Annotated in this window: 19 protein-coding genes; 12 read left to right on the top strand and 7 right to left on the bottom strand. The window is 69.3% G+C overall.

Going from position 1 to position 22197, the window contains the following annotated elements; translation table 11 throughout:
• Positions 1 to 14: 14 nt before the first annotated feature.
• The gene (locus EJO66_RS04000; protein WP_125964679.1) at positions 15 to 1028 is read right to left on the bottom strand and encodes a zinc-dependent alcohol dehydrogenase family protein; all 1014 of its coding nucleotides are present in this window, start codon (positions 1026 to 1028) and stop codon (positions 15 to 17) included.
• A 139-nt stretch (positions 1029 to 1167) separates the two neighbouring features.
• Between EJO66_RS04000 and EJO66_RS03995 the strand changes: the two genes are divergently transcribed.
• Positions 1168 to 2070 (top strand): LysR family transcriptional regulator, encoded by a 903-nt coding sequence (locus tag EJO66_RS03995; RefSeq protein ID WP_124956265.1) that lies wholly within the window; start codon positions 1168 to 1170, stop codon positions 2068 to 2070.
• Positions 2071 to 2091: 21 nt separating this feature from the next.
• Here EJO66_RS03995 and EJO66_RS03990 read toward each other — a convergent pair whose 3' ends face one another.
• On the bottom strand, positions 2092 to 2379 hold the full coding sequence (locus EJO66_RS03990) for a c-type cytochrome (protein ID WP_223262154.1): 288 nt from the start codon (positions 2377 to 2379) through the stop codon (positions 2092 to 2094).
• Positions 2380 to 2535: 156 nt separating this feature from the next.
• Between EJO66_RS03990 and EJO66_RS03985 the strand changes: the two genes are divergently transcribed.
• Positions 2536 to 3597: an adenosine deaminase gene (locus EJO66_RS03985; protein ID WP_185738247.1), complete on the top strand. Its 1062-nt coding sequence runs from the start codon at positions 2536 to 2538 to the stop codon at positions 3595 to 3597.
• On the opposite strand, the gene EJO66_RS03980 is transcribed toward EJO66_RS03985, so the two are convergent.
• Positions 3558 to 4868 (bottom strand): MFS transporter, encoded by a 1311-nt coding sequence (locus tag EJO66_RS03980; RefSeq protein WP_125964678.1) that lies wholly within the window; start codon positions 4866 to 4868, stop codon positions 3558 to 3560. The genes EJO66_RS03985 and EJO66_RS03980 overlap by 40 nt on opposite strands.
• Before the next feature lie 97 nt (positions 4869 to 4965).
• On the opposite strand from EJO66_RS03980, the gene EJO66_RS03975 reads away from it, so the two are divergent.
• From EJO66_RS03975 to EJO66_RS03940, 8 genes are all read left to right on the top strand, one after another.
• Complete coding sequence (locus EJO66_RS03975) at positions 4966 to 5913, top strand: LysR substrate-binding domain-containing protein (RefSeq protein ID WP_125964729.1); 948 nt, start codon at positions 4966 to 4968, stop codon at positions 5911 to 5913.
• A gap of 89 nt (positions 5914 to 6002) precedes the next feature.
• On the top strand, positions 6003 to 6809 hold the full coding sequence (locus EJO66_RS03970; RefSeq protein WP_124956257.1) for a helix-turn-helix domain-containing protein: 807 nt from the start codon (positions 6003 to 6005) through the stop codon (positions 6807 to 6809).
• A 96-nt stretch (positions 6810 to 6905) separates the two neighbouring features.
• Positions 6906 to 9434: a penicillin acylase family protein gene (locus EJO66_RS03965; RefSeq protein ID WP_125964677.1), complete on the top strand. Its 2529-nt coding sequence runs from the start codon at positions 6906 to 6908 to the stop codon at positions 9432 to 9434.
• 108 nt (positions 9435 to 9542) lie between these two features.
• Positions 9543 to 10643: a BMP family ABC transporter substrate-binding protein gene (locus tag EJO66_RS03960; RefSeq protein ID WP_125964676.1), complete on the top strand. Its 1101-nt coding sequence runs from the start codon at positions 9543 to 9545 to the stop codon at positions 10641 to 10643.
• A 96-nt stretch (positions 10644 to 10739) separates the two neighbouring features.
• Entirely contained in the window at positions 10740 to 12026 is a 1287-nt protein-coding gene (gene guaD / locus EJO66_RS03955) for a guanine deaminase (RefSeq protein WP_124956251.1), read from the top strand.
• An 82-nt stretch (positions 12027 to 12108) separates the two neighbouring features.
• A complete protein-coding gene (gene dcd / locus EJO66_RS03950; protein ID WP_013542862.1) occupies positions 12109 to 12675 on the top strand; it encodes a dCTP deaminase in 567 nt (188 codons plus the stop codon).
• A gap of 97 nt (positions 12676 to 12772) precedes the next feature.
• Complete coding sequence (gene ypfJ / locus EJO66_RS03945; RefSeq protein ID WP_124956249.1) at positions 12773 to 13666, top strand: KPN_02809 family neutral zinc metallopeptidase; 894 nt, start codon at positions 12773 to 12775, stop codon at positions 13664 to 13666.
• A gap of 131 nt (positions 13667 to 13797) precedes the next feature.
• Positions 13798 to 15258, top strand: coding sequence for a DEAD/DEAH box helicase (locus EJO66_RS03940; protein WP_124956247.1), 1461 nt, complete (start codon positions 13798 to 13800; stop codon positions 15256 to 15258).
• A 99-nt stretch (positions 15259 to 15357) separates the two neighbouring features.
• On the opposite strand, the gene EJO66_RS03935 is transcribed toward EJO66_RS03940, so the two are convergent.
• From EJO66_RS03935 to EJO66_RS03920, 4 genes are read right to left on the bottom strand one after another with little or no spacing between them, the layout of a single operon-like run.
• Positions 15358 to 16989, bottom strand: coding sequence for a rhodanese-related sulfurtransferase (locus EJO66_RS03935; protein ID WP_125964675.1), 1632 nt, complete (start codon positions 16987 to 16989; stop codon positions 15358 to 15360).
• On the bottom strand, positions 16986 to 17606 hold the full coding sequence (locus EJO66_RS03930; RefSeq protein WP_125964674.1) for a cysteine dioxygenase family protein: 621 nt from the start codon (positions 17604 to 17606) through the stop codon (positions 16986 to 16988). Before EJO66_RS03930 ends, EJO66_RS03935 begins: the two co-directional genes overlap by 4 nt.
• Positions 17603 to 18583, bottom strand: coding sequence for an ABC transporter substrate-binding protein (locus EJO66_RS03925; RefSeq protein ID WP_125964673.1), 981 nt, complete (start codon positions 18581 to 18583; stop codon positions 17603 to 17605). The genes EJO66_RS03930 and EJO66_RS03925 overlap by 4 nt, the downstream gene beginning before the upstream one ends.
• A complete protein-coding gene (locus tag EJO66_RS03920) occupies positions 18580 to 19812 on the bottom strand; it encodes an acyl-CoA dehydrogenase family protein (protein ID WP_125964672.1) in 1233 nt (410 codons plus the stop codon). The genes EJO66_RS03925 and EJO66_RS03920 overlap by 4 nt, the downstream gene beginning before the upstream one ends.
• Before the next feature lie 109 nt (positions 19813 to 19921).
• Between EJO66_RS03920 and EJO66_RS03915 the strand changes: the two genes are divergently transcribed.
• Positions 19922 to 20911 carry an ABC transporter substrate-binding protein gene (locus EJO66_RS03915; RefSeq protein ID WP_125964671.1) on the top strand — a complete coding sequence of 330 codons (990 nt, stop codon included), beginning with the start codon at positions 19922 to 19924 and terminating at the stop codon, positions 20909 to 20911.
• Positions 20912 to 20947: 36 nt separating this feature from the next.
• Positions 20948 to 22057 carry an LLM class flavin-dependent oxidoreductase gene (locus tag EJO66_RS03910; protein ID WP_125964670.1) on the top strand — a complete coding sequence of 370 codons (1110 nt, stop codon included), beginning with the start codon at positions 20948 to 20950 and terminating at the stop codon, positions 22055 to 22057.
• The last annotated feature ends 140 nt before the right edge of the window (positions 22058 to 22197 follow it).

Below are 22197 nucleotides of genomic sequence, written 5' to 3'. Positions count from 1 at the left end.
TCCGGCCCGATCGATCAGACCGTGAGCACGATCTTGCCGATGTGACCGGCGCGTTCGAGGTACTCATGGGCTTGCACCACCTCGTCGAGCGCAAAGCGGCGGTCGATGTGCATCTGCAGGGCGCCGCTGGCCAGGCCTTCATTGACGAAGGCCAGTGCGCGGTCCAGCGCAGCTTCATCGCGCGGCAAGCCCATGGTGGCCGAGCCGGTGAATTCCAGGACCGTGTAGACGTGGAAGCGCCAGCTCTTGCGGAACTGCGCAAGCACGGGGTAGCTGAATTCCGCGCCGCCGGAGAGCCCGTACAGCACGTACCAGCCGCGCTGTGCGACGGCGCCGCCGAGCCGCTCCAGCTGCGGACCGCCCACGCCGTCGTACACCAGGTCGGCCCCGCGGCCACCCGTCAGCGCCAGGACGCGCTCCACCACGTCTTCGCCTTGCGTCACCACCACATGGGCCGCGCCCGCATCCAGCAGCGCCTGGCGCTTGGCTGCCGTGCGCGTGGTGGCGATGGCAAGGAGGCCCGCCATGCGCGCCATCTGCAGCGCCGCAATGCCCGTGCTGGATGACGCGCCCGTCACCAGTACCGTCTGGCCGCGCTGCAGGCGGGCCATCTCGAACAGCGGGAAATAGCCCGTCAGGCAGGCCATGTAGGCTGCGGCGGCCTGCTCGGCCGAGAGGTTGCCGGGATGGCGCACCACATGCGAGGCCGGAAAAAGAATGCGCTCGCCATAGGTGGGATACAGGCCCTGGTTGGCGCCGGGCAGCACCGCGACGCGGTCGCCCACGCTCAGGCCATGGACACCCGCGCCCACCGCTTCGATGAGGCCGGCGGCCTCGTTACCCAGGCCGGCTGGCAGCGTCGCGTCCTCGATGTACAGGTTCTGGCGCCACAGTGCGTCGGCCCGGTTCAGGCCGATCGCCTGCACCGCGATGCGCACTTCGCCGGCGCCAGGCCCAGGCGTCGCAACCTCCTCGACCTCCAGAACATCGGCGCCGCCGAAGCGGTGAAAGCGAACCATCCTGCCCATACAAGAATCTCCTTGGAAAAAGCGGGCAGCCCCGGAATGAAGCGGCCGAAGGCATCAATCTAGAAGCCGCAGGGCCATCAAGGAAATCGATTCATACGATATTCGCTATGCATGGAATCGATGACTTCAAGGCGCCTGGATGAAACCGATCGAACTCAGCCGGATTGACCTCAACCTGCTCACCGTGCTGGCGGCCCTCATGCGGGAGCGGCACGTCAGCCGGGCTGCGCAGCGCCTGCACCTGGGACAGCCCGCAGTGAGCCACGCGCTGGCACGGCTGCGCGAGCTCACGGGCGATCCGCTCCTGGTGCGCCAGGGGCGGGTGATGGAGCCGACCGAACGGGCGCTTGCGCTGATGCAGGGACTGGGGCCGGCGCTAGAGCAGATCGAGGCCACGTTCCGGGCGCAGGCGGACTTCGAGCCTGCGCGCGCCGCGCCGGTGTTTCGCATCGGGCTGACCGACGACCTGCAGATCGCGATGCTGCCGCGGCTGCTTCGCGCGCTCAGCGTGGAAGCACCCCGGGCCCGGCTGGTGACCCTGACGGTCTGCTACCGCAACGCCGCGCGCCATCTCGACGAGGGGCGGGTCAGCGCGGTCATGACCTTCCTGAAGGACCTGCCGGCGGGCGCCAGGATACGCAAGGTCCGCACGGCACGCTTTGCACTGCTGCGCGCCGACACCGCAGCCGCAAGACTGACGCTCGACGACTATTGCCGGCGGCGGCATGTGCTCGTGACCTACGCGGGCGACCTGTGCGGCACCGTCGATGAAACATTGAACGAGCTCGGCCGGCAGCGCGAGGTGGCCTTCTCGGTGCCGCAGTTCGGCAGCCTGCCGGCCGTGCTCGCGGGCACCGAGCTGCTCGCCACGGTGCCGGAACACGTCGCCCAGGCGCTGTCGGCGCAGGGCGGGCTTCGCTGCGAGGCGCTGCCGTTCGAGAGTCCGAGCTACCAGATCAAGCTGGCCTGGCGCGCCGTGACCGACAAGGATGCGGCCGAGACTTGGCTGCGCAAGGCGATGCTGCGGGCCTTCAACGACTGACGCGCCGGCTGCGGCCGCGCTTCATGGCTGCGGCTGCGAAAGAACCCACCCGGCCAGGGCCTTCGCCTCTTCATCGGTCACGCGCGATTGGCGGGGCATGATGACGCGTCCCCAGGTGCCCACGCTGCCGCCCTGGATCTTGCCGGCCAGCCGGGAGGGTGCCGCTGCGTCGTTCCGGTAGCGCTCGGCGATTTGCGCGAAGCCGGGGCCGACCTGCTTTCGGAGCATGCCGTGGCAGGCGAGGCAGCCGCGTTCGCGGGCCAGTGCCTGTGCCCCGTCGACAGTGCCGGCGCACGCTGGAGCGGACATCAGCAACGAAACCAGCAGCGGGAGCGGTGGAAGTTTCCGTGTGTTGCGCGATGGCCGTTTTGAAATGAGAGGCATGGGCCCTATACGTTCTGGCGCATCTTCCGGCCGGCGGCTGCGCTTATGCTGTGCGGAAATCACAACGCCGATTTTCCCACCATGACCGACTACCGCCCCGTCTTCGACCAGAGCTTCGGCCAGATCGCCGCCGAGCGCCTGCCCGAACTGCTGCGCGCCATGCCCAAGGCCGAGCTGCACATGCATATCGAGGGCTCGCTCGAACCCGAGCTGATCTTTGCGCTCGCGCAGCGCAACGGCGTGGCCATTCCCTACGCCAGCGTCGAAGAGCTGCGCCGTGCCTACGCCTTCACCAACCTGCAGAGCTTCCTCGACATCTACTACGCCGGTGCCAGCGTGCTGCTGAAGGAGCAGGACTTCTACGACATGGCCTGGGCCTACCTGGAGCGCGCCGCGGCCGACAACGTCGTGCGCACCGAAATGTTCTTCGACCCGCAGACGCACACCGCGCGCGGCGTGCCGATGGAGACGGTCGTCCACGGCCTGCACCGCGCGTGCGCCGATGCAGAGGCGAAGCTTGGCGTGAGCGCGGCGCTCATCCTGTGCTTCCTGCGCCACCTGAGCGAGGAAGAGGCCTTCGAAACGCTGGAACAGGCGCTGCCGTTTCGTGACCTGTTCATTGGCGTGGGCCTCGATTCGAGCGAGGTCGGCCATCCGCCCGAGAAGTTCGCGCGCGTGTTCGCGCGCTGCCGCGAGCTGGGCTTCCACCTTGTCGCGCATGCGGGCGAGGAGGGACCGCCGGCCTACGTGTGGAGCGCGCTCGACGTGCTCAAGGTCGAGCGCGTCGACCACGGCGTGCAGAGCGCGAAGGATCCGGCCCTGATGAAGCGGCTCGCGCAGGACCGCATTGCGCTCACCGTGTGCCCGCTGTCCAACCTCAAGCTCTGCGTGTTCCCCGACCTGGCACAGCACAACCTCGGCGCGCTGCTCGACGCGGGGCTGGTGGCCACCGTCAACTCGGACGATCCGGCCTACTTCGGCGGCTACATGAACCAGAACTTCACCCAGACCTTCGCTGCCACCGGACTCGGCGTGCAGCAGGCCTGGCAGCTCGCGGCCAACAGCTTCGAAGGCAGCTTCATCGACGCCGCCGCCAAGCGCGCCTACGTCGATCGGCTCAACGCCGTCTTCGCGAGCTTCTGATCGGCCGCGGCGGCCCGCGGCACCAGCAGCGGCATCGCCACCAGCGCGAAGGCGCTGGCCGCAAGCCACACCAGCGGCCAGCCCTGCAGCGCGAGCAGGTGCGGGATGGAGAAGGGCGTGATGAAGCACACCAGGAACACGCTGGTGTTCGCCATGCCGAGCGCGGTGCCCGCGCGTGCGGCGCCGGCCAGCGTGGCCAATTCCGTGTAGGCGACGCCGTGCCAGGCCGACACGCAGACCCCGCTGGCCGCCAGCAGCGCCACCAGTGCCATGCGCAGCGCCGCCGAATCGGCGGCATGCGTGCCCGCCGCCATCACCAGCATCGCGAGCCCTGCGAACAGCAGCACGCTGAGCGCACTGCAGGCGCGCAGGTAGGCGGGGCGGTTGCGGCGGCGGTCGGTCCAGCGGCCGCTCCACACGCGCATCACCATTGCGCCGACCTGCACGAAGACCATGGTGGCCGTGATGGCTGCGAGGCCCGCATGGCCGAAATCGTGCAGGAACACCGTGCCGAAGGACAGCACCGCGAACTGCGGCGCGCACAGGATGCCGATGCCCAGCACGATGCGCCAGACGCGGGCATCGCGCAGCGGGCCGCTCTTCGATGCGATCGCCGCCTCGGCGACGTCGGCCGTGGTGCGCGGCGTGTCCGGCGCAACAGGCGGCTCGTGCACCCAGGCCCAGCTCATCGCCGCGCTCAGCGCGCACAGCAGCGCCAGCAGGCCGTAGAGCGCGGCAAAGCCGAAATGCAATGCGACAAACGGCAGCACCAGCGCGCCGACGCCGCCGCCCAGCGGCACCGCGGTCTGGCGGATGCTCATCGCGAGCCCGCGCTCGCCGGCATCGAACCACGTCATCACCGCGCGGCCGCTCGCGCCGTTGACGCTGCCGCCCAGCAGGCCCACCAGCAGCAGCCCGGCACCGAGCCAACCGAGGCCGGGGATGTGCTGCGCGCCGGGCGCGGCCCAGAGCGCCATCGCCACGAGTGCGATGGCCGTGCTGCCAAGGCCCGTGAGCAGCACCGGCCGGTCGCCCCAGCGGTCGGTCAGCAGGCCCCAGGGCAGCTCGCTGACTGCGATGCCCAGGCCCATGAGGCCGAGCACCAGGCCGAGCGTGGCGTTGTCGAGCTGGTAGCCGGTGCGCATCAGCACCGCGGTCATCGGGATGCCGCTGAAGGCCACGGAGAACGCCGCATTGGCGGCCACGCCCGCGGCCAGCACCTTCCAGCGGTGGCGCGGGGAATAGGAAGGGGAGGAGGTCGAATGGATCATGTTGCGGCGCAGTGTCCGCCGTTGCAAAGATTCTGAAAATCAGAAAATAATGAGTGATTCGTCCCAAAAAACAGGACGATTGATGAAAGGTGAATCCATGTCCCAGGTGATGTTCGATCTCGACGTGCTGCGCAGTTTTTCCACCGGCATCGCACTGGGCAGCTATGCGCGCGCGGCCGACCGGCTGGGCCGCTCCACATCGGCCGTGAGCGCGCAACTGAAAAAGCTGGAGGCCCAAGCCGGCACCGCGCTGTTCCGCAAGGCCGGCCGCGGGCTGGAGCTCACCGACGCGGGCGAAACGCTGCTGGCCTACGCCCACCGCATGCTCGAATTGAACGAGGAAGCGAGCGCCGCCATGCGCGGTGCGGACCTGCAGGGCTGGGTGCGGCTCGGCCTGCAGGAAGACTTCGGCGAAACGCTGCTGCCCGCAGTGCTCGGCCGCTTTGCGCGCGCGCATCCCAAAGTGCGCATCGAGGCCTGCGTGGCGCGCAGCGCCGAATTGCGCGAACGGCTCGAACTGCGGCAACTCGACCTGGCGCTGGCGTGGGACACCGGCGGGCAGATAACGCCGCACGGCGAGCGCGTGGCGCGCCTGCCGCTGCATTGGATCGGCCCGAGGTCGCCCGATGCGCTCGACGCGGCCTGGTGGGAGGAGCGCGAGCGCCGCGGCGCCAGCGCGCGCAAGTCGAAGGAGCCGCTGCCGCTGGTGCTGCTCGATGCGCCATGCCCGCTGCGCGAGATCGTCGTTGCCGCGCTCGACCGCGCCGGCACGCCATGGCGCCATGCGTTCACCAGCGCCAGCCTGGCCGCGCTGTGGGCCGCCACGTCGGCGGGCCTGGGCCTGTCGGTGCGTACGCCCTTCGGCCTGCCCGCGCATGTGCGTGCCATCGACCGCACGGCCATCGGCCTGCCGGCGCTGCCGCAGATGTCGCTCATGCTCTATCGCGCACAGGCCGCGGCCGAGGCACCGGTGGCGCGCCTCGCCACGCTGCTGCTGGAGGCCGTGCGCGAGCATGTGCAGGCGGAGTCCGCGCAGCTTCATTGAGCCGCACCGGGCACAATCCCGTAGCCCTTGCGCCGTGCCGATGCGTGAGAATCCGTCGCCGGAGACAAGACAAAAAAAAGAGACACGGCATGACCACGCAGCAAAACTTCCTGCACCTCTGGGACGACAGGTTTCTCTACATCACACCGGCGATCCAGTCGGGGCTCACGGCGCGCTCGTCGGCGACGCTGCTGGCGTCGGTCAGCGGCCATCCGTTCATGCTCGAGGCACTCGATGGCACGCGCGTGCATTGCACCGCCGCGCTGGTGGCCCCGCACGTGTCGCGCCGGCTCGACGTCGACGGCTGCGGGCTGCTGTCGCTCAACCTCGATCCGGCATCGAGCGCCTACCGCATGCTCGCGCGGTGCATGGGCGGCCACGGCATCGAGCCGATCGATGCGCGCTGCTTCGGCAAGCTGCGCGACGACTTCGAACCCGCGCAGAGCGGGCTGCTCGGCGACGGCAGGCTGCAGTCGCTCAGCGCGAAGATGGTCGAGGCGATCACCGGATGCCCGGAACTCGTGCCGCCGATCGACCGGCGCATCGAGCGCGTGCTGCAGGCCATCCGCGAACATGCCGGCCAGATCCCGCTGAAGAAGCTCTCGGCCGTGGCCTGCCTCTCGCCCGACCGGCTGACGCATCTCTTCGCCGAGCAGGTGGGCGTGTCGGTCAAGCGCTATGCGTTGTGGACCAAGGTGCGGCGCACGGTGCAGCAGTTCACCGGCCACCGGCCGCTCACCGACGTGGCGCTGGTCAGCGGCTTCACCGATGCGGCGCACATGAGCCGCACCTTCCAGCGCTACTTCGGGCTGCCGCCGTCGTTTCTCGCGAGCCGGGTGCATGTGACGGCGGATGCGCAGGCGTCGCACGCCTGGGGCCACGCGACCGCCCACTGAGCCGCCCGCATGACAGCGGCTGCGTTCAAGCCGCGGCCTGTCTCCATGCGTAGGCTGCAAGGTGCTCCATCAAGAGAGCATCAACCGGAGACATCCATGAGACAGACATCCTCGCGCGGCGCCGTGCCGCTGTCCCTGCTCGCGTTGGCCACCGCGGCCGCGCTCACCGCCTGCGGCGGCGGCGGAGGCAACGGGTTCTCGTTCCCGCCCGTGGCCGGCAATCCGCCCGGCAACCCGCCGGCCGAAGGCACCTACAAGGCCGAGATCCGCCGTACCGCGATGGGCGTGCCGCACATCAAGGCCGACACCTGGTCCGGCGCGGGCTACGGCTACGGTCATGCGCAGGCCGAGGACAACCTCTGCACCATGGCCGACTCGTTCCTCACCTACCGCGGCGAGCGGTCGCAGTACCTCGGCGGCGACGCGCAGCTCGTGGCCGGCAGCACCATCGGGCGGCCGAAGAACATCGACTCCGACTTCTTCCACAGGCACGTGATCTCGGCCGACGTGCTCGAGAAGATGATTGCCGCGCAGCCCGACAACCTCCGGCAGCTGGTCGAGGGCTTTGCCGCGGGCTACAACCGCTATGTGCGCGACCTGAAGGCCAGCGGCGCGGCGCACGAGGCCTGCCGCAACGAAGCCTGGGTGAAGCCCATCGCGGCCGAAGACATCTACCGCCGCATGTACGCGGCCAATCTCGCGGGCGGCTACAGCAACTTCCTGCCGAACATCGCCAACGCGATCGCTCCGGCACCGGCGGCGTCCACCAAGACCGCCGCACGCGGCAGGCTCCACAAGGCTACGCTGCAACTCGCGGCAGCCGGCATGCGCGTGCCCGAGCTGCAGGTGGGCGGGCACGAAGGTGTCGGCAGCAACATGATCGGCTTCGGCACCGCGGCCACCGGCGACGCGAGCCCGCTGCTCTTCGGCAACCCGCACTGGTACTGGCGCGGGCCCGACCGCTTCTACCAGGCGCAGCTCACGATCCCGGGCCAGCTCAACATCAGCGGCACCTCGTTCCTGGGCATTCCGGTGATCCTGATCGGCTTCAACGACAACATCGCCTGGAGCCACACGGTGTCGACCGCGCGCCGCTTCGGCTTCTTCGAACTCAAGCTCGCGGCGGGCGACCCGACCCGCTACATGCGCGACGGCAGCGCCGTGAAGATGCAGGCGCTGGACATCACGGTCGACGTGAAGCAGGCCGACGGCAGCGTGGCGCCGGTGACGCGCACGCTCTACAAGTCGGAGTACGGGCCGATGGTCAACCTGGCGCCGCTGAACGCCGCGCTGGCCTGGAGCCAGACCACGGCCTTCGCGATGCGCGACATCAACGGCGAGAACTACCGCACCTTCCGCAACTGGCTGCGCTGGAACCAGGCGAAGTCGCTCGACGAGTTCATCGCCATCCAGCGCGAGGAGTCGGCCATTCCGTGGGTCAACACCGTGGCCGTGGGCCGCGGGGCGCCCAAGGCCTGGTATGCCGACATCGGTGCGATCCCCAATGTGTCGCCCACCCAGGTGGCGAGCTGCACGACGCCGCTGGGCGCGGCGATCGGCGCCTCGCTGCCGCGCGTGCCGGTCTTCGACGGCTCCAGGAGCGCGTGCGACTGGCAGACCGATGCCGATTCGGCCCAGAAGGGCGCGCTCGGCGCCTCCCGGATGCCGAGCCTGCTGCGCGAGGACTACGTCGAAAATTCGAACGACAGCTATTGGCTCGCGAACCCGAAGGCGCCGATGACCGGCTACCCGGACATCCTGGGTCCCGCAGGCACGCAGGCCGTGAGCTTCCGCACGCGCCTGGGCAACCTGCTGGCACAGGGGCGGATCGATGGCGCCGATGCGTACGGCGGCAAGGGTGCCACGGCCGACACCGTCAAGCAGATGGTGATCAACAGCCGCGTGCTGACGGCCGAGCTGTTCAAGGACCAGGCTTTGGCCATGGTGTGCGCGGCGCCGACGATCAACGTGGCGACCGATCCGCAAGGCGGCGGCGCCATCGGGCGCGACGTGGACACCGGCCCCGCCTGCGCGGCGCTCCAGGCCTGGGACAACACCGGCACGAGCGGGGCGCGCGGCGCGCACATCTGGGACGAGTTCTGGAACCGCGCATCGCTGCAGCCATCGGCCACGCTCTACAACGTGCCCTTCAGCGCGAGCGACCCGATCCACACGCCGCGCGACCTGAAGCCCGGTGCGCAAGCCGCGTTGCAGCAGGCCTTCGGCGCGGCCATCGCACGCGTGGAAGCCAGCGGCTTCGCGCTCGATGCGAAGCGCGGCGACTACCTGTTCGCCACGCGCGGCGGCCAGAAGATCCCGCTCTACGGCGGCTGCGGCGGGCCGGGCTACTTCACCATCGCCTGCTCGGAGAACCGGCTCGACAAGGGCGGCTACACGATGGACGGCAATCCGAACGGCAACAGCTACATGCAGGTCGTGCGGTTCCCCGAGGGCGGCGTGGAGGCGCACACCTTCCTCGCGTTCTCGCAGTCGGACGACCCGGCCTCGGCGCACAACGCCGACTACACGCGCGCCTACAGCGCGGGGCAGTGGCGGAGGGTGCCGTTCTCCGAAGCCGAGATCAAGGCCGACGCGGCCTACCGCAGTGCGGTGGTGAGCGAATAGGCCCCGCGCGCGGCGCGCAGGCAGCACCGCACTAAAATCCCGACCCCGCATCAGGCGCCCCGGCCTGTTGCGGGGTTTGTCATTTCCGGGGCCATGTAGAGGAACACCATGTACAAAAACCTCGCGGGCCGCGCCGTTCTGGCGTGGGCAGCCGCCTGTTTTCTGTCTCCCGCCTTTTCGCAGCCGCAGGCTTCCAAGGAGCCGCTGAAGATCGGCTTCGTCTACGTCACGCCGGTCACCGATGCCGGCTGGGTGCGCCAGCACGAAGAGGGCCGCAAGGCCGTCGATGCGGCGCTCGGCGGCAAGGTCAAGACCACCTTCGTCGAGAACGTGCCCGAGGGCGCCGACGCCGAGCGCGTGATCCGCGACCTCGCGCAACAGGGAAACCGGCTGATCTTCACGCCCAGCTTCGGCTACATGGAGCCGACGATGAAGGTCGCGAAGGACTTCCCCGGCGTGAAGTTCGAATCCATCACCGGCTACAAGACCGCGCCCAATGTCGCCACCGCCAACGCCCGCTACTACGAAGGCCGCTACCTCGCGGGCATCGCGGCCGGCCGCATGACGAAGACGAACCTGGCCGGCTACGTGGCGGGCTTTCCGATTCCGGAGGTGCTGCAGGGCATCAACGCCTTCGCGCTCGGCATGCGCTCGGTGAACCCGGATGCCAAGGTGGCCGTGGTGTGGCTCAACGAATGGTTCGATCCGCCGAAGGAGCGCGACGCGGCCATGGCGCTGTTCAACCAGAACGCCGACGTCATCGCCTTCCACACCGGCTCCACGGCCGTCATGGCCGCGGCGCAGGAGCGCGGCAAGATGGCCGTGGCCTACCACTCCGACATGCGCAAGATCGCGCCCGACGCGCAGATCGTCGCCGTCACGCACCAGTGGGGCGGCTACTACACCGAGCGTGCGCAGGCGGTGCTCGACGGCCGCTGGAAGAGCGGCAATGTGTGGGGCGGCGTGAAGGAAGGAATGATCCGCGTCGGCGACTTCGGCGGCAAGGTGCCCAAGGCCGTGCAGCAGGAAGTGCTGGCGCGGCAGAAGGACATCGCGGAAGGCCGGCTGCAGCCGTTCCGCGCGGTGGCGGCCGACGTGCGCGACAACGAAGGCCGCACCGTGATTGCCAAGGGTGCGCAGCTGAACGACGAGCAGATCCTGAAGATGAACTGGCTCGTGGAAGGCGTGCAGGGACGCGTGGGGCGTTGACCCGGCCGGGCGCTTGCCGAGTGGCCTGGGCATATAGCACTCATACGCACATGGAAATTGCGGCGGCCCGGGCCTGGATTACCCTCGGCAACCACGATGAAAAAAGCCTACCGCGCCTCCCTCCTGCGATTCGACGACGCCGGCCTGCCCGTTTTCGATGAAGACGGCCTGCTGGTCGTCGCACCCGACAGCGCCGGCCGCCAGCGCGTGCTCGACGCCGGCAGCCATGCCGCCGTGTCGCCGCGCCACCCCGATGCCGATCTGACTCACCTGCCGGGCCGCATCCTCGCGCCGGGGTTCGTGGACATGCACATCCACTTTCCGCAGACCGACATCATCGGCTCGCCCTCGCCGGGGCTCTTGCCCTGGCTCGAGAACTACACCTTCCCGGCCGAAGCCAGGTTTGCCGACCCCGCGCATTCGAACGAAGTGGCCGACGTGTTCTTCGGCGAGCTGCTGCGCAACGGCGTCACCACCGCGCTGGCCTTCGCGACTTCGCACGTGGCCTCGGTCGATGCCTTCTTCGAGGGCGCCGAGCGCCGCGGCCTGCGCATGATCAGCGGCAAGGTGCTGCAGGACCGGCATTCGCCCGACGGCGTGCGCGATGAAACCGAGCAGAGCCTCATCGACTCCGAGGCGCTGATCCGCAAGTGGCACAACACCGGCCGCCTGGGCTACGCCATCACCCCGCGCTTCGCGCCCGCGAGCACCGACGCCCAGATGCGCGGCGCGGGCGAACTGGCCGCGAAGTACGCCGATACATGGATCCAGTCGCACGTGGCCGAGAACCGCGACGAGGTGGCGTGGGTGCGCGAGCTCTATCCCGAGGCGCGCTCCTACCTCGACGTGTACGCCGGCTTCGGGCTGATGCGCGAGCGCGCCGTGTATGCGCACTGCATCTACCTGGACGACACCGACCGCGCGCTGCTGCGCGACACGAAGACGGCCGCGGCCGTGAGCCCGACCAGCAACCTGTTCCTGGGCAGCGGCTTCTTCGACTTCGGCGCGGCCGACCGCGTGGGCTACCCCTACGGCCTGGCCAGCGACGTGGGCGGCGGCACCAGCTTCAGCCCCTTCCACACCATGATGGCGGCCTACTACGTGGGACGCGAGGGCCAGACCAAGGCCGGCCTGAGCATCGCGCCTTCCGAGCTCTGGTGGCGCCACACCGGCGGCGCGGCGCGCGCGCTGGGGCTGGGTGGCGTGGTCGGCAACCTGCAGCCCGGCTGCGAGGCCGACTTCCTGGTGCTCAACCCGCAGGCCACGCCCCTGCTGGCGCGCAAGGCCGCGCGCGCGAACAGCCTCGAGGAGCTGCTGTTCGCGATGATCGTGCTGGGCGACGACCGGCTGGTCGAGCGCACGGTGATCTCGCAGGCGCTGTAGCACCCGGGACGGCGGGGAGGGCGGTGGCCCATGCCACAATTCGCGCCATTCCTCCCCGCAGCAGCAGCATCAGCGACCGCATATGAGCATCAAGAGCGACAAATGGATCCGGCGCATGGCCGAGCAGACCGGCATGATCGAGCCCTTCGAGCCCGGACAGGTGCGCGAGGCCTCCGGCCACAAGATCATCAGCTATGGCACCTCGAGCTACGGCTACGACATCCGGTGCGCCCCTGAATTCAAGGTTTTCACCAACATCCACAGCACCGTGGTCGACCCGAAGAACTTCGACGAGAAGAGCTTCGTCGACATGCACGGCGACTACTGCATCATCCCGCCCAACAGCTTCGCGCTGGCGCGCACGGTCGAATACTTCCGCATCCCGCGCAACGTGCTCACCATCTGCCTGGGCAAGAGCACCTATGCGCGCTGCGGCATCATCGTCAACGTGACGCCCTTCGAGCCCGAATGGGAAGGCTACGTGACGCTCGAGTTCAGCAACACCACGCCGCTGCCCGCCAAGATCTATGCGGGCGAGGGCTGCGCGCAGGTGCTGTTCTTCGAGAGCGACGAAGTCTGCGAAACCAGCTACAAGGACCGCGGCGGCAAGTACCAGGGACAGCGCGGCGTCACGCTCCCCAAGACCTGATCCGCGCATTCTGACCGCCGGTTACGCGGCCGGCGGCCGGGCCAAGTACCATCCAGAGGCGATCCGGCAAACCCGCAAGGCCGGCAAGGAGACTGCGATGAGATGGGAAGGCAACGAACAATCCGAGAACGTCGAAGACCGCCGCGGTGAAGGTGGTGGTGGCCGTGGCGGCGGCGGTTTCATCGGCGGGCGCAGCATCGGCATCGGCACCATTGCCGTCGCGCTGATCGCGGGCTGGATCTTCGGCATCAATCCGCTGACCGTGCTCAGCCTCCTGAGCGGCGGCGGTGGCGAACAGGTCCAGGTGCAGCAGCAACAGCAAGGCCCCGCACCCAAGCCGCCCTCGGGCGACCGCGAGGCGGCCTTCGTATCGACCGTGCTGCGCAACACCGAGGTCGTCTGGACGAACATCTTCCGGCAGAACGGCGGCAGCTACCAGCCGCCGCGCCTGGTGCTGTTCCGCGGTGCCACGCCCACGGCATGCGGTACCGGCCAGGCGGCCATGGGGCCGTTCTACTGCCCCGGCGACAAGAAGGTCTACATCGACCTCGCCTTCTACGACACGCTCAAGAACCAGCTCGGCGCGCCCGGCGAATTCGCGCAGGCCTACGTCATCGCGCACGAGGTCGGCCACCACGTGCAGGACGAACTCGGCGTGACCGCCAAGGTCGACGGCATGCGCGGGCGCCTGAGCCAGTCGCAGAACAACGCGTTGAGCGTTCGCGTCGAGCTGCAGGCCGACTGCTTTGCCGGCATCTGGGCGCACCATTCGCAGGAGTCGAAGAAGTGGCTCGACCCGGGCGACATCGAGGCCGCGATGAATGCCGCGCAGAAGATCGGCGACGACGCGCTGCAGCGCTCCGCAGGCCGCGCCGTGGTGCCCGACAGCTTCACCCACGGATCGAGCGCGCAGCGCCAGCGCTGGTTCGGCGCGGGCTATCAAAGCGGCGATGTCAAGTCCTGCGACACCTTCAATGCACGCAATCTTTGAGCATTGATGGTGAAAAATGCCCGTGGTTATTGAATAGTTTGCTATGAAATAAGTAGCAATGCAGCCAGCGCGGAGTTTGTCGCGCCGCTGTCACTGCCATTTTTTGCGGCAGTGCGACAATAGAAGGCTTAATGACAAGCTCCTTCTCCAATCTATCGCTGGCGGAACCGCTGGCGCGCGCCGTAGCCGAAATGGGCTACGAGACCATGACTCCCATCCAGGAACAGGCCATTCCGGTCGTGCTTTCGGGGCAGGACGTGATGGGGGCCGCGCAGACCGGCACCGGCAAGACCGCGGCGTTTTCGTTGCCGCTGCTGCAGCGCATGCTCAAGCACGAGAACGCCTCCACCTCGCCCGCGCGGCATCCGGTGCGTGCGCTGGTGCTGCTGCCCACGCGCGAACTGGCCGACCAGGTGGCCCAACAGGTCAAGCTGTACGCCAAGTACACCAACCTGCGCAGCACGGTGGTGTTCGGCGGCATCGACATGAAGCCTCAGACGCTCGAGCTCAAGAAGGGCGTCGAAGTGCTGGTGGCCACGCCGGGCCGGCTGCTCGATCACATCGAGGCCAAGAACGCGGTGCTCAACCAGGTGGAATACGTGGTGCTCGACGAGGCCGACCGCATGCTGGACATCGGCTTCCTGCCCGACCTGCAGCGCATCCTGAGCTACCTGCCCAAGCAGCGCACCACGCTGCTGTTCTCGGCCACCTTCTCGCCCGAGATCAAGCGGCTTGCGAGCAGCTACCTGCAGAACCCGGTCACCATCGAGGTGGCACGGCCGAACGAAACGGCCTCCACGGTCGAACAGCACTTCTACAGCGTGACCGACGACGACAAGCGCCGCGCGCTCAAGCAGATCGTGAAGCAGCGCGGCATCACGCAGGCCTTCGTGTTCGTCAACAGCAAGCTCGGCTGTGCGCGCCTGGCGCGTTCGCTCGAGCGCGACGGCCTTCGCACCACCGCGCTGCACGGCGACAAGAGCCAGGACGAACGGCTGAAGGCGCTCGCCTCGTTCAAGGCCGGTGAGGTCGACCTCCTGGTGTGCACCGACGTCGCGGCCCGCGGCCTCGACATCAAGGACGTGCCCGCGGTCTTCAACTTCGACATTCCGTTCAACGCCGAAGACTACGTGCACCGCATCGGCCGCACCGGCCGCGCCGGCGCCTCGGGCCTGGCCGTGAGCTTTGCGAGCGGCGGCAACGATGCGCGCCTGGTGGCCGACATCGAGAAGCTGATCAAGAAGAAGATCGAACTCGAACCCGTCGAGTTCGAGGAAGACCGCCCGCGCGGCCGCATCAACGACGGACGCCGCCACTGGCGCGAAGAAGGCGAAGCCGGCGACGCGCGCGACGTGCTCGACCAGCCGCGCGAGCGCCGCGAGACCGAAGCCCGGCGCGGCGGCGGACGCCCGCACCGCGCACCTTCCGCACCGCGCGATCCGTTCTTCGACAAGCCCTACGAACCGGGCCAGGCCGACGCCACGCCGGCATGGGAAGCCGCTGCCAAGGCGGCGCCTTCACGCGGCATCTCGAGCAACATCAAGACCAAGCGCAAGGTCGCGGCACTCTTCAAGAGCGCTGAGCCGAGCTGACCGGCGCACGGGTCCCGCCTTGGCGAGGCCCAGGTTTCAGGCAAGGCCGGGTGATCCCCGGCCTTTTGCTTTTTGGGCGTGGCCCCGGGCGTTCGGCGTTCAGATCACGCGGAAGTGATGCGTGCCGTCGCGCGCCAGTTGCGCCACCAGTCCGAACTCCCAGTCCAGGTAGGCCTGCATGGCCTCCGCCGGCGCATCGGTGCCTTCGTAGGGCCTGCGGTAGCGGTCGGTGCGCGGTGTCGCGAGCCGCGTCTCGCCCGATTCGGCTTCGAGGCCTTCAGCGAACCATGCCGAGTTGCCGCCGGCCAGCACCAGCACTTCCACATCGCGCTGGCCGCGCGCATCGAGCAGCAGGCGCAGGTCGGCCGCGGCGTAGCGTGCGAGCAGGCTGCTGCCGCAGGTCAGCACATAGCGTCGCGATGCGGGAATGACCGCATCGACCGCACCCGCGAGCTGCGCGCGGATGGCGTACCAGGCACCCGGGATGTGGCGCTTCACATAGTTGGCGCTGGTGGTCACGTCGATCACCGCCGTACCGATCTGCTGCTTCAGCAGGGCCGCCAGCTCCGTGGGCGAGATCTCTGCCACGGCGGCCGCGGCGGGCGGATGGGCGGTCGGCGGCACCGCAGTCTCGGTGAAGGCCGAAGCGGGCGGCACCGTGTCGGGCACGTAGACCTCCCACCCCATCTGCGCGAGCCAGGACGCGCTCATCGACGCCCGCACACCGTCGTCGTCGGCCAGCACGATGCGTGCGCCGCGCACCGGCACCTGGTGATCGGTTTCCTGCACCAGCTGGCCGCCGGGCGCGCTCGCAAAGCCGGGCAGGTGGCCGGCCTCGTATTCCTCGGGCGTGCGCACGTCGAAGCGGTACACGGTGCGCCCAGGGGCTTCCAGCGTGTGCAGCGCATCGAGCGCGATGCGGCGCACGCCGGCCTTGTCCGCCACGCGCCGCGCGTCGGCCTGAGCCTGTGCGCGATGCGCCTCCGACACCGCGGCCGGCGCCTTGCGGTCCGCGCCATGGTCGAGCACCTGCCCCGCGAGCTTCCAGCCGATGGTGCCGTTGCGCAGCGCCGCCACCGGGTTCGGAATGCCCGCATTCACCAGTGACTGCGTGCCGATGATGCTGCGCGTGCGGCCCGCGCAATTGACGATCACCTGCGTCGACGGATCGGGTGCCAGCTCGCGCACGCGCAGCACCAGTTCCGCTCCGGGCACGCTGGTGGCCGAGGGAATGCTCATGGTGCGGTATTCGTCGAAGCGGCGCGCGTCGAGCACCACCACATTGGCCTGGCCCTCGACCAACGCCTTCACCTCGGGCGCGGAGAGCGAGGGCGTGTGCCGCTCGTGCTCGACCAGCTCGCCGAAGGCCTTGCTCGGCACGTTCACGTCGCGGAACAGCTCGCCGCCGGCCGCGCGCCAGCCTTCGAGGCCGCCTTCGAGCAGGTGCAGGTTCGTGTAGCCCAGCGCGGCCAGCGTGCGCGCGGCGAGCGGCGCCAGGTCGATGCCGCCGTGCGCGCCGTACAGCACGATGAAGGTGTCCCGCCGCGGAATGCGCCGCCAGGCTTCGATCTCGATGCGCGAGAGCGGCAGGTTGGCGGCCCACAGCGGATGTTCCTGCGCGAAGGGATCTTCTTCGCGCACGTCGAGCAGTGCGGTTTCCTCGCGTGCGAGCAGGCGCGCGCGCACGGCGGCAACGGGCAGAAGGGGGAAGAGGGCGGCGGTGGTCGTCATGCGGATGTCGTCGATCTGAGTTCGGCGGAGCGGTCCCCCAGGTTGGGAAGCAGCGTGTTGGAGTAGCCCGAGACGAAGGGCTTGCGTCCGCCCTCCGCCGGGTAAGTATGCCGCTGCACGGCGCCGATGTTGGCGCCGTACACGTGGATGCTGATCGACACGCGGTCTGCGTGCGCGTTGCGCACGCGATGCAGGTCGCCCACGGTGGGCGATACGGCCTCCACGCCGCCGGCGTCCAGCCGCACCGCTTCGCCTTGCGGCCGTGCCAGGCCATCGCTGCCGACGGCATAGGGCTGGCTGTATTCGGCGCCGCGCAGCATGCCGATCAGGCCCCACACCGTGTGGTCGTGCACCGGCGTCGCCTGCCCCGGTCCCCAGACAAAGCTCACGACCGAGAAGCGCTCGGTGCTGTCGGCATGCAGCAGGAACTGCTGGTAGCGCGCCGGGTCGGGTTGGGCAAAGGCATCGGGCAGCCAGTCGTCGCGCGCAACCAGCGTGTGAAGCAGCGCGCCGCCTTCGGAAAGAATGCGCGGCTCGCCGGGGCCGCTGTCGAGCAGGCGGCCGAACGCGACGACGAATTCGCGCAGCGGCGCGATGGCGTCAAGCGCGCGGCTCACGCGAGACGCTTCCACAGCTGCGCATCGGTGATGGCGCGCACATCCACGCGCACAGGCAGGATGCCGTCGCGTGCCGAGCGGTCGGCCACCGTCTGCAGCGCGGCAATGTCGGCCTCGGACACCGGCCGGCCCGTGACCGAGGCGCGCGCCGTGATGATGCGGGCCGATTCGATCGGCAGGCGCGTGAGCTGGCTGTAGGCCTGCGCATAGGCCTCGGGGTTGGCCAGCGCCCATTCGCCCGCGCGCGCGAGCCGGTCCAGAAACTGCACGATGGCGGCGCGCTTGGCGGGGTCGGCCAGCGAAGGTTCGCTGGCGGTGATGAAGCCCAGCGCCGTGTTGATGCCGCGCCCGTCGCGCAGGATGCGCCCGCCCTGCTGCAGCGCGATCGTGTAGTAGGGATCGAAGACGGCCCAGGCGTCGATCTGCCTCGACGCGAATGCCGCGGCCGCATCGGTCGGCAGCACGAACTTCACCGTGACCTCGTCGCGCCGCACGCCGGCCTCTTCGAGCGCGCCGTAGAGCTGGTATTGCGAGATGCTGCCGCGCGCGGACGAGACGATCACGGTCTTGCCGCGCAGGTCGGCCACCTTGCGCAACGGCGAATCGGGCTGCACCACGATGCCCAGCGCATCGGCTTTGCCGACGCGCGTGGCGACGATCTTCAGCGGCGTCCGGCCGACCGCCGCGGCCAGCACCGGCAGGTCGCCGGCCACCGCGGTGTCGACGGCCGCGCTGCGCTGCGCCTCGAACAGCGGCGCCGCGCCCTGGAAGTTGGCCCAGCGGTAGGCGAAGGGCACGCCTTCGAGGGCCTTGGAGGCTTCGAACAGCGCGCGCAGGCCGCCGGCCTGGTCGCCGAGCACCAGCGTGGCCTGCGGTTGGGCCCATGCGCGCAGCGGCGCGGCGGCTGCGAGCGAAAGCGCCGCGCCTTGCCTGAGCCAATGGCGGCGCGAGACTTTCGAGAACAGCAGATCGGTCATGCGGCGGCTCCCTCGGAAAGCAATGCGCGCTTGCCCGCCGCAATCAGGATCGCGTCGTTCTGCGGCGTGTGGATGCGGCTGCACAGCACGTCGCGGTAGTGCCGCTCCAGCGGGTTCTGCCGCGCGAGGCCGTGGTTGCCGCTCAGCTGCAGCGCGAGTTCGACCGCGCGGATGGCGTTGCCCGTCACGGTGTACTTGAGCAGGCCGCTGTCGGCGGCTGGCTGCGCGCGGCCTTCGTCGACGGCACGGGTGGCATCGTCGAGCAGCACGCGGTTGGTGCGCAGCAGCGCCTCGATCTCTCCCACGTGCTCCTGCACGCGCGCAAGGCTCGCGAGCGGCGCGCCCAGGCTGCCGGGCGCACGATGGTTCAGGAAGCCGACCAGCCAGCCGCGCGCAGCCTGCGCCACCGCGTCGTAGAGGCTGCCGAGCAGCACCGTCATCCAGGCCTGCTGCGCGGCGTGGGCGTCGATGTCGGTCTGGCTGCCGGCGTCGGGTGCCCAGTCGGCCGGTGCACGAAGGTCGACCGCGTGATCCAGCTCGATCGCCACGTTCTCGAACACCACTTCGTGGCTGCCCGAGGCGCGCAGGCCCAGGTGGTCCCAGCTCGCGATCACTCGCACGCCGGGCGCATTGCGCGGCACCAGGAACACGCCGGTGCGCGGCGCGGTCTCGTCGGTGCGGGCCCATACGGCGAGCCACGACAGGCCCTCGATGCCCGTCGTGTAGAGCTTGTGGCCGTCGATCCTCCAGCCGCTGCCTTCGCGGCGCGCGACCGTCGCGGGCAGCCCGCCGCGCGCGGGCGAACCGAGCGCGGGCTCGACGCGCAGCGCATTGATGAGCGCACCGCGTTCCACCGCACTGCGCAGCACGCGCTCGCGCAGATGCGGCGGCCAGCGGCTGTCGCTGCGCGCGAGGGCGTGGTGCTGCAGGTAGGTCATCGTCAGGATCAGCGCGGTGGCCGGCTCGCCGCGCGCCACGGCCGCGATCACGCGCCGCGCCGTGGCCAGCGTGGCGCCGCCGCCGCCGTGCGCCGCAGGCGCCACCAGGCCGACGAGGCCGTGCGACTGCAAGGCCGCGAAGTTCGGATGCGGAAAGGCGCCGCTGCGGTCGTGGTCGGCCGCGGTGGCGGCGAACTGCGCCGACAGATGCGCGAGCAGCGCGGCATCGACGGTGGCAGGCCTGGGGTCTTCGTTCGGGGCCGGCGGGCGGCGCAAGGGGAGTGCACTCATGGCTGCGCACAGTACCGGGACCGCGCCGCGCCGGAAACGACGCATCCCGCATATGCAAACTCGTTTTTCTGCGTTCGCTTTTGCCGCCTGCCTCGGTACGGTCCGGTGCATGACATCCGACTTTCCGATCGACAGGCGACGCCTGCTCCAGGCCGCCGCGGGCTGGAGCGCCCTGGCCGCGGCCGGCGCGGCACCGGCGCGCGACCTCTCCGGCGTCACGCTGCGCGTGGGCACCTACAAGGGCCTCTGGCGGCCGCTGCTGCAGGCCTCCGGCCAGGCCAACACGCCCTACAAAATCGACTGGCGCGAATTCAACAACGGCGTGCTGCACATCGAGGCCATCAACGGCGATGCGCTCGACCTGGGCTCGGGCAGCGAGATCCCGCCGGTGTTCGCGGCGCGCCAGAAATCCAGCGTGCGGCTGGTGGCGGTGACGCACGAAGACCTGAACAACCAGGCCACGCTGGCGCGCAAGGATTCGCCGATCCGCCGCATCGCCGACTTCAAGGGCAAGCGCGTGGGCTACGTGCGCGCCACCACTTCGCACTACTACCTGGCCCGGCAGCTGGCCGAGGCGGGCCTGTCGTTCAGCGACATCCAGGCGGTGAGCCTCACGCCGTCGGACGGCCTTTCGGCCTTCGCGCGCGGCGATCTCGATGCCTGGGCCATCTACGGCTACAACGGCCAGCTGGCGCGCACGCAGTACGGCGCGCGCACCATCAAGACCGGCGTGGGCTACCTCTCGGGCAACTTCCCGATCTACGCCAATCCGCGTGCGCTCGACGACGAACTGCGCAGTGCAGCGCTGGGCGACCTGCTGCAGCGCCTGCAGCGCGCCTTCGCATGGATCAACGGCAACTTCCTGGCCTATGCGCGGGCGCAGTCGGCCGAGACGCGCGTGCCGGTCGGCGACCTGGTCGAGCTCTTCAACGGCCGCAGCGGCGACTACAGCCTGGGCCCGGTCACCGATGCGGTGGTGCGCAGCCACCAGGAGGTGGCCGACACCTTCCTGAAGATCGGCGTGCTCGACGGACCCGCCGACGTGAAGCCCCTGTGGGACCGCCGCTTCGAGAGCCTGCTGCGCCCGCCCGTCGTCTGAACAACACACACATCACCCTGAAAACACGAGGACACCATGAGCCAGAACGACATTGAATTCATCGGCATGATCCAGGGCCAGAAGGTCTCGGAGATCCACGCGGCCAAGGGCCCGGCCATCGACCGCGACTACGTGCGCGCCTTCGCCCAGGCGCACGAGAACGCCGGCTTCGACCGCGTGCTGGTGCCGCACCATTCCACCAGCCCCGACGCCACGCTGACCGTGGCCTACGCCGCCTCGGTCACCGAGCGCATCCACTTCATGCTTGCGCATCGCCCCGGCTTCGTCGCTCCCACGCTGGCCGCGCGGCAGTTCGCCTCGCTCGACCAGTTCAGCGGCGGCCGGCTCGCCGTGCACTACATCTCGGGCGGCTCCGACGAGGAGCAGCGGCGCGACGGCGACTGGCTCGGCCACGACCAGCGCTATGCCCGCACCGACGAATACCTGGAGGTGCTGCACAAGGTGTGGACCAGCGAGAAGCCCTTCGACCACGAAGGCGCGCACTACCGCTTCCAGAACGCGTTTTCCGAAGTGAAGCCGGTGCAGGCGCGCAATGGCAGGCCGCATGTGCCGGTGTACTTCGGCGGTGCCTCGGAGGCGGCCATTCCGGTGGCCGGCAAATACGCCGACGTGTATGCGCTGTGGGGCGAATCGCTCGACCAGGCGCGAGAGCTCACGGCGCGCGTGCGCGCCGAGGCCGCGAAGCACGGGCGCAGCGTGCGCTTCTCGGTGTCGTTCCGCCCGATCCTGGCGCAGACGGAAGAGGCCGCATGGGCGCGCGCCGAGAACATCCTGGCCGAGACGAAGCGCCTGCGCGTGGTGCAGGGCTACAACCGCGGCGGCCCGCAGCAGAGCGAAGGCGCGAAGCGCCTGCTGGCAGCGGCCGAGAAGGGCACGCGGCTCGACAAGCGCCTGTGGACGGCGGTGGCGCAGGAGATCGGAGGCCGCTCCAACAGCACCGCGCTGGTCGGCACGCCCGAGCAGGTGGCCGATGCGCTGCTCGACTACTACGACCTGGGCGTGACCACCTTCCTGATCCGCGGCTTCGATCCGCTGGAAGACGCGACCGACTATGGCCGCGAGCTGATTCCGCGCACGCGCGAACTGGTGGCGCAGCGCGCGGCATCCATCCGTAAAGCAGCGTGACCTGACTTTCTCCCTCCCCTCCGGGGGAGGGCCGGGGTGGGGGCAAGCGGCCTCGACCACTGCCATGGCTTCTGAAGCCGTCATGCCCCCATCCCAGCCTTCCCCCGGAAGGGGAAGGAGCAGCACCCAATACCCCAAAG

The sequence above is a fragment of the Variovorax beijingensis genome, from assembly GCF_003951285.1.
GTDB lineage: Bacteria > Pseudomonadota > Gammaproteobacteria > Burkholderiales > Burkholderiaceae_C > Variovorax > Variovorax beijingensis.
This window is presented reverse-complemented; position numbering and strand designations above follow the sequence as displayed.